The sequence below is a fragment of the Kitasatospora sp. NPDC007106 genome (assembly GCF_040634455.1).
GTDB classification, from domain to species: domain Bacteria; phylum Actinomycetota; class Actinomycetes; order Streptomycetales; family Streptomycetaceae; genus Kitasatospora; species Kitasatospora arboriphila.
Genome location: NZ_JBEYFP010000925.1, coordinates 1 through 2,191 on the forward strand (window position 1 = coordinate 1; position 2,191 = coordinate 2,191).

General features: G+C 73.3%; 2 protein-coding genes. One reads left to right on the forward strand and one right to left on the reverse strand.

Translation table 11 applies throughout. The annotated features are described in order from the left end of the window. Positions 1-173 precede the first annotated feature (173 nt). Complete coding sequence (locus ABZ641_RS34090; protein ID WP_359988187.1) at positions 174-1,430, reverse strand: extracellular solute-binding protein; 1,257 nt, start codon at positions 1,428-1,430, stop codon at positions 174-176. Between the two features lie 316 nt (positions 1,431-1,746). Here ABZ641_RS34090 and ABZ641_RS34095 point away from each other — a divergent pair, with 316 nt between their 5' ends. Beyond that, positions 1,747-2,169, forward strand: a complete 423-nt coding sequence (locus ABZ641_RS34095; RefSeq protein WP_344624769.1) for a hypothetical protein — start codon at positions 1,747-1,749, stop codon at positions 2,167-2,169. Positions 2,170-2,191 lie beyond the last annotated feature (22 nt).

The window sequence follows — 2,191 nt, forward strand, 5'->3', positions numbered from 1 at the left end:
AGTGCGCGCGTCCGGCTCATCGGCACCCCGCTGTCCCTGTCGGTGTCCCCGGGGCCGCCGCACCCGGCCGGGCGGTGGGCCCGCGGCCGTGCGGCCGGGGCGGGCCGCGGCCCGTCGACGGCCGCCCGCCCCACCAGGCTAGGACCGCCCGGCCGGCCCCGCAGGGGCGCGCGTCACTTGGGCAGCTGGGCCCGGATCGCCCGGTCGGCCGTGGCGACGGCCGGCTCCACCGGATCGCCCTTGACCGCCGAGTAGAGCAGGGCGTTGAACGGTCCCCAGACGGCGGACATCTGAGGGAGCGACGGCAGCGGCACACCGGTCTTCGCGGCCTGCTCGAACGCGGCGAGGTCGGGGTCGGCGGCGCGCGCGTGGGCGAGGGCCTCCTTGAGGGCCGGCATGCGGGGCTCGGCCTTGTACAGGGCGTCGGCGAGTTCGACGGAGCCGAGCGTGGAGAGGACGAACTTCTGGGCGAGCTCCTTGTGCGCGCCCTTGCTGGCGACGAAGAACGACTGGACGCCGACGAACGACCGGGCGGGGCCGTTGCCCTCGAAGCCGGGCACCGGGGAGACGGCGTACTTGGTCCCGGCGGCCCGCACGTCCGCCAGCCGCCACGGGCCGGACACCAGGAAGGGCGTCTTCCCCGAGGTGAAGGCGGCGGCGGTGCTGTCGGAGGTGTAGGAGCGGCGCAGCACCCCCTTCCCCTTCTCCCCCAGCGACGCGATCTTCTCCATGGCGGCGACCGACGAGGGGTGCCCGACCCCGAGGTCGGCCGGATTGGGGTTGCCCCGCCCGTCGTCGCCGAACAGGTAGCCGCCGGCGGAGCTGAACAGCGGGTACATGTGGTACGTGTCGCCGGACTTCCCGTCCGCCTGGCTGACGGTGTATCCGACCGCCTGGGACACCTTGCCGGCCTTCCTGAGCTCCTCCCCGGTGGCCACCAGGTCGTCGAAGGTCGCGGGGGCGTCGGGGACGAGCGCGGTGTTGCGGAACAGCACCAGGCTCTCGCCGGCGTAGGGGATGCCGTAGAACTCGCCGTTGTACATCACCGCCCTGCGGGCGACGTCCAGGTAGTCCTCCATCTTGTTGTCGAGGACCAGGACGGGGTCGATGTAGCCGTTCAGCACGAGGTTCCCGATCCAGTCGTGCGCGCCGATCATGACGTCCGGGCCGGTGCCGGCCTTGGAGGCCTCGACGAACCTCTCCTGCTGGTTCTCGGTGACGGCGACGATCTCGGCCTTGGCGCCGTGGGCGGCGGCGAAGGCGTCCGCGAACGGTCTGAGCGCCTCGGCGCGCTTCTCGTCGGCCCAGATCACCAGTGTCCCGTTCGGGGTCGCCCCGGAGGCGGAGCCGAAGAACGAACCCGAGCCGCAGGCGGTCAGGCTGAGGGACAGGCAGATCGTGGCCGCGATGAGGGGGAGGCTTCTGCGCACGCGTCGCTCCGGGTCGATGAGGGTGGGGGGCATCCGCCGAGCCGGCGTGCGCAGAAGTTAGCAACGCCCCCCTGCCATGGCAACGCTTTTCAGCAACTTTCGCCGCAGCTTCCAATCTCCTTGCATCACCGGGGGCGCCCGGCACGGAAGTCCGCACACGTCGCTTCCGTGCGGGCGCCCGCACACCGCCACGGCATCACGCTGGGTGAGGACGTGTGCGGCCTGAGTTGCCGCCGGTGAGGGCCCGGACCAGGGTGGTCGGCGGGCCGCCCCTCCCCGGAGCGGCCGCCTCCTCGATCATGAAAGGGATCGCCCCATGTCCGTGACCCGGACCCTCCGCACGGCCGCCCTCGCGGCCGTCCTCGCCACTGGTGCGCTCGCCGCCGCGGCTCCCCAGGCCTCCGCCCTCGGAGAGGGCAGCATCCGCATCGTGGACGGCCGGATCGTCGAGGACGGCGCCGCCGTCGACGTCACCGTCTCGGTCTCCTGCCCCGCCGGCGACGTCCGCGCCGTGCTCGTCCGCGCGATACAGGGCGTGACCGGCTCGGCGGACGCCGCCGGTCCGCAGCTGCCGATGGTGACCTGCACCGGCGATCCGCAGGACGTGGTCGTGCGCCTCGCCGCGACCCCCTACGTGGCGGGCGTCTCGGAATGGCAGCCGGGCACGGCCTACGCGACCGCGTGGCTGTCCGGCGCGGCGACCGACAACGACCTCTTCGAGGAGATCGAGCTCGCCTGAGGCCCGCTCCCCGACCCGCTCG

Excerpts from the sequence above, each read along its gene's own strand:
- ABZ641_RS34095 (WP_344624769.1), top strand. The coding sequence starts at position 1,747 with ATGTCCGTGACCCGGACCCTCCGCACGGCCGCCCTCGCGGCCGTCCTC.